We start from the raw sequence: 4999 nt of genomic DNA, 5'->3' as shown, positions 1-4999 counted from the left end.
GAGGTGGATTACATTATTATTAATGCCGCCGGTTGCGGTCACACGCTGAAGGAATACCACCATATCCTGGCCGACGACCCAGAATACTTACCCAAAGCCCAAGCCTTTGTTAGTAAAGTACGAGACATTAATGAGTTCCTGATGGAGATAGGGTTAAACAAAACCCTCCACCCCGTCACCGAGGAATTAACCCCTGTGGTTTATCAAGATGCCTGCCATCTGATCCATGGTCAAAAAATCAGTCTCCAACCTCGACAGTTAATTGCCCAAATTCCCCATTTGCAATTGCGGGAACCCCTGGATGCAGCCCTCTGTTGTGGCAGTGCTGGGGTCTATAACATGCTCCAACCGGCGATCGCCGAAGAGTTGGGACAGCAAAAAGTCAGCAATCTCTGTCAAACCGGCGCCAAATTAATCATTTCCGCCAACCCTGGTTGCTCCCTGCAAATCGAAAAACACCTACAGAAACAAGGCCAGAGCCTCGGGGTCATCCATCCTATCCAATTGCTGGACTTATCCCTGCGGGGAGAAAAGTTAACCAACCTCTAATGCTGAGGCTCAGAGCCGGTTGACCCAGGTCTAATCCTGGTTTTTCATCCTCTAGCAATGGCCGGGGCAGAGACGTTTCCCAAAAAAGTAGGGGAATCGAAATTCCTGAGCGAACCCACTCTTGGGGGTGTGAATGGGTATCGTTACCACCACAGCGTCATAGGGTCAACAGTGGAAACACTGGGACGAAATCTAGTCACAGTAAGTGATCCCCAGTTTGTTGTCTCTCAAACGTTCGCTTGTGCTGTGAAATTTGCACTAACAAAACTGTCCATCTCCAACCCCATTCAAAGCCATTAACTAACAGGGCATGGAAACCAAAAAGTCGTTTTTATCGACATTCTCCTAAAAGTTTCCCCCCAAAGCACCAATTCTGTCCCATTGCCGTTAAAGTGAAGACAATTCACCAACCACACGTTTGTAGTCCTAACTAACTTTTATATGTCTGCCTTACCTAAACCGGCTTTTCCCTCCCGCCGTACCGCCGTAGCTGCTTCCCAACCTACGCCCCTCATCACCTCTCCCCGGGAATCTTTGCCCACTTCTCTGCAGGTCTTGTTGCGGTTTCAACAGGCTACTTCTTGCCTTACCTTGGGTGTAGTGGCGACGGTTTTAGGAATTTATGGTTGGACGGTGTACACCCCTACCCTCTGGAGTAAGGAATATCAACAACTTAAAGCGCTTCAACAAACGGAACGCCAACTGATCACCAACACTGAAGCCATCAAACATCAACTGGCCCAGGAAGCGGATCAGCCAAGCTCTGGTTTGGTCAAAGCTAACCCCAACCAGAATATTTTTCTGCCTGCCCAAGCTAGTGCTCCCCCTGCTTCTCCCGACCATGCCACCGTTGCCTCAGCCACCAATTTCAACATTGCCACCAGGCCCGTTGCCTACTAAATAATTCGAGCCATGGACTCCTCCCACCCCAAACTAAATTCCTCAACTGCCGATTCATCCCCCTTCACCAAGCATATTTCCCGACAGGAAAGGCAAAAGCAAAAGGCCCAACAACAGGGGGTGCCGGTGGTGCGTTTGCTATTGGTCTGGGGATTTTTATTACTAGCCATAGGGGGACTAGGCTATCGTCTTTATCGGCTCCAGGTGGTGGAAGCCAACCAACTACAACGCATGGCCAAGGCTCAACAGAGTACTAGTATGCAGCCCTATGTGCCCCGCCGTTCCATTGTGGACAGCCAGGGGAATGTTTTAGCCACCGATCGCCTTACTTACACCTTGTTTGTCCATCCCCGTTACTTTGAAGCGACGAAGGAAATTACCGATCCCACCGACTACATTGCTCGGGAACTGTCGGCAATTTTGGGAGATATTACCCCAGCGCAACTAAAGGAGAAATTCAAGGCCAAGGAATCGGGCATCAAACTGGCCACCGGCCTCAATGAGTCCCAGGCTGTGCGCATTGGTTCCTTGAGAATGGGGGGGGTGGATCTGGAAAAGCAATATAGTCGCTACTATCCCCAGGATGAAATGGCGGCAGATATCGTTGGCTATGTGGACGGCGAGCACCAGGGACAGGCGGGATTGGAACTGAGTCAGAGGGAAATCCTAGAACGGGATGTGGAAACCTACGCCATTCGCCGCACTGGTAAGGGCGTTGTGTTGCCAGATTCCTTGCCGGATAACCTCTTGCAGTCCAACGATTGGCAAATGCAGTTGACCATTGATATGCGTTTGCAGCGGGCCGCCCGGGAATTACTGAAAGCCCAGGTCGCCCAACAAAAGGCTAAGCGGGGCACTGTTTTAGTCATGGATGCCCAGGATGGAGCCATTGTGGCCATGGTTAATGAGCCCACCTTCAACCCCAACGAATATTACAAAGCCAAGGTGGAGTATTTCAAAAACTGGTCTGTGAGCGATCTGTACGAGCCGGGATCAACCTTTAAGCCGGTGATTGTGGCCCTGGCCATGAATGAAGGGGTGCTGAAACCAGAGGACCGCATCAATGATAGTGGTTCAGTGCGGGTGGGCCCCTGGACCATTTCCAATGCTAGTAAAAGTGGCGCGGGCATGATTAATGTCACCCAAGCCATCCGCTATTCCAGTAACGTCGCCATGGTGGCGATCGCCAGACGCCTTAAACCGCAACGCTACTATGAATTACTGCAGGGGGTAGGACTGGACAGTAAGACTGGCATTGACCTACCGGGAGAAGCGGCCAGTTACCTCAAGCCCAGAAAAAGCTTTATGGACGACCCCATTGAGCAGGCTACCACTTCCTTTGGCCAGGGTCTCTCCCTCACTCCCATCAAACTACTCCAACTCAACGCCATGTTGGCCAATGGGGGCAAATTAGTTACTCCCCACGTGGTCAGAGGCCTGGTGGATGCCCGTAATCATCTGCACTGGCAACCAGATCACCCCGTCGAGCAGGTAGTGAAGCCGGAAGTGGCTCATTCTGTGGTGCAAATGATGGAATCGTTGGTTAGTGGCGATGGGGGGACTGGCAAGGCGGCCCAGATCCCAGGCTATCGGGTAGGAGGGAAAACCGGCACGGCCCAAAAGGCAGGCCCCAGGGGCGGTTATTTAGCCAACGCCAAAATCACTAGCTTTGTGTCGATTTTGCCAGTGGACAATCCCCGCTATGTGGTGGTTGCCATTATCGATGAACCTAAGGGAGCCAATGCCTATGGGGGCACTGTGGCCGCCCCGGTGGTTAAAAATGTTATGGAGGCCCTAATCGCCATTAAGGGCATTCCCCCTTCCCGACCGCAATAAATTTACCCCGGCAGGTTTTATTCATGGACACCGGGGATCAATGGAGCCGTGGCTAGCGGACAAAACTGCTAATCAACCAGAGGATGATAAAGGTGATGGTGGCGGCAATTTGTTCCAAGTTGGGGCCGATCGCCACATTTGCCCCCAACAGTAACTGACCCAAGACCGTGCCCAAAATAATTCCTACCAACAGGGCTCCCAAACTGAGCAGTAGGGCTTTACCGAATTTGCGTTGCTTGCGGTTGAGGAAGAAAATATTGCCAAACACCCCCACCACCAACAGCAAAGACTGGATTGACCCCCCCGCCCCTTGGGTCAACCAACTGATCAAAATCAGGCTAGCGAAAAAGCCAGCGGGCCAGAGAATATCGTTTTGGGAAGGAGTATCCAGGGAATTGGCTAGCCAGCTGGGAGCGGTGGGAGCTGGAAGGGAGGGGAAGCCATTGCCGGTGCTTTCTGCCTGGCGTTCAGGGAAACGAATTTTTTCCGGCACCTTAATTTTGCCTTCCTGGCGCAGACGCAGTCGTTCCATAATAATGGCGTCGTAGGCGGCCTCCACCTCTTCCAACAACTGGGTGTTCCCCTCATGTTCCCGAAACAGGCGAGTTTTGACGGCTTGGATATCTTCAAAAGTTGCTTCCTCTGATATGCCCAACGTCTGATAGGGAGTTTGTTCACCCATTGTCCTAAACCTCCTCTGGTTGAATTTCCTTGAGTGCTTGATTGGGAGTGCTGACATCCAGTATGCCCAAAGATCTTACCATTGACATCCTCGCCTCCCTAGGGAGAAAAGCCGTTGCCCGTCCCTGACCAATGGTGACCATGGCCGGTTTAACTCCACTCTGTGATCCATTGTCGCAAAATTGGATTAATTACCTCTGGAGCTTCATCCTGGGGGCAGTGGCCCAATCCGGGCAAACTAATGAATTGTTCCACACACTCATAGTTTTGCAAACCTCTCCCCAAGGCGATCGGTTCCCAGGGATCGGCCTCCCCCCAAATCAGCACCGTTGGGCAATGGATGCGGGGTAACAAATCCTCCGGCAAAGGCCCCTGGGAATAGCCGGTGAAAGCTAAAAACACCGCCGCCGCCCCTTCATCCTGGGCTGGCCGCAGAAGCATAGCCACCAACTCATCCGTGACAGCATTTTTATCCCCGTAGGCTTGGCAGAGAGCCTGACGAACGGTTTTAGCCCGGGCCACCTGTCGGAAGAACAGTTTGCCAATCTGAGGATAGCCCAGCACCGTTTGCAATACCCCCGCCCCTACCCGGCGATACCAGGGCAAAACTGACCGTTTGCGGTCATGGAGTAACCGCAGAGAACAGTTGAGGGCAATCAAACCAGTGACCAGTTCTGGATAGTCCGTGGCAGTTTGCATGGCCACCACACAGCCGATGGAATTACCAATTAGCACCGCCGGGCCACCAATTACTTCCCGGCAAAAGTCCGCCACCAGAGCCGCCCAGGTTGTGAAAGTGTAACCCAATGTCTGACTAGGGATAGGTTTGGCCGAAGCACCAAAACCCAACAAATCGATGGCGTAGCAACGACAATATTCCCCCAGGACAGGGATATTTTTGCGCCAATGGCCCCAGGAGGCCCCAAAACCGTGAATTAGTAACACCGCTGGTCCCCGATCGCCCCTTTGCTGATAGGCGATCGCCTGGTCGCGCCATTGCCAAAACAGGGGGGGAGTGTGGGGAGACAGGGCT

General features: G+C 52.5%; 5 protein-coding genes. 3 read left to right on the top strand and 2 right to left on the bottom strand.

The features are described 5' to 3' along the window. From IQ219_RS16685 to IQ219_RS16675, 3 genes are all read left to right on the top strand, one after another. Positions 1 to 549, top strand: a 549-nt coding sequence (locus IQ219_RS16685) for a (Fe-S)-binding protein (RefSeq protein ID WP_194073348.1), incomplete at its 5' end; no start/stop codon positions are given. Positions 550 to 990: 441 nt separating this feature from the next. Further along, the gene (locus IQ219_RS16680) at positions 991 to 1449 is read left to right on the top strand and encodes a hypothetical protein (protein ID WP_194073347.1); all 459 of its coding nucleotides are present in this window, start codon (positions 991 to 993) and stop codon (positions 1447 to 1449) included. A gap of 12 nt (positions 1450 to 1461) precedes the next feature. Beyond that, positions 1462 to 3285, top strand: a complete 1824-nt coding sequence (locus IQ219_RS16675) for a penicillin-binding protein 2 (protein ID WP_194073346.1) — start codon at positions 1462 to 1464, stop codon at positions 3283 to 3285. 52 nt (positions 3286 to 3337) lie between these two features. Here IQ219_RS16675 and IQ219_RS16670 read toward each other — a convergent pair whose 3' ends face one another. Further along, entirely contained in the window at positions 3338 to 3967 is a 630-nt protein-coding gene (locus IQ219_RS16670) for a CPP1-like family protein (protein ID WP_228017246.1), read from the bottom strand. A 149-nt stretch (positions 3968 to 4116) separates the two neighbouring features. Further along, positions 4117 to 4999: alpha/beta fold hydrolase (locus IQ219_RS16665; RefSeq protein WP_228017244.1), on the bottom strand; the 883-nt coding region annotated here is incomplete at its 5' end.

This window comes from Synechocystis sp. LEGE 06083 (assembly GCF_015207725.1).
GTDB classification, from domain to species: Bacteria; Cyanobacteriota; Cyanobacteriia; order Cyanobacteriales; family Microcystaceae; genus Synechocystis; species Synechocystis salina.
The sequence above is the reverse complement of the archived record's forward strand: the minus strand, read 5'-3'. Positions and strand labels throughout refer to the sequence as shown.

Coding starts and splice junctions, on each gene's coding strand:
- IQ219_RS16680 (WP_194073347.1), top strand. CDS start 991: ATGTCTGCCTTACCTAAACCGGCTTTTCCCTCCCGCCGTACCGCCGTA.
- IQ219_RS16670 (WP_228017246.1), bottom strand. CDS start 3,967: ATGGGTGAACAAACTCCCTATCAGACGTTGGGCATATCAGAGGAAGCA.
- IQ219_RS16675 (WP_194073346.1), top strand. CDS start 1,462: ATGGACTCCTCCCACCCCAAACTAAATTCCTCAACTGCCGATTCATCC.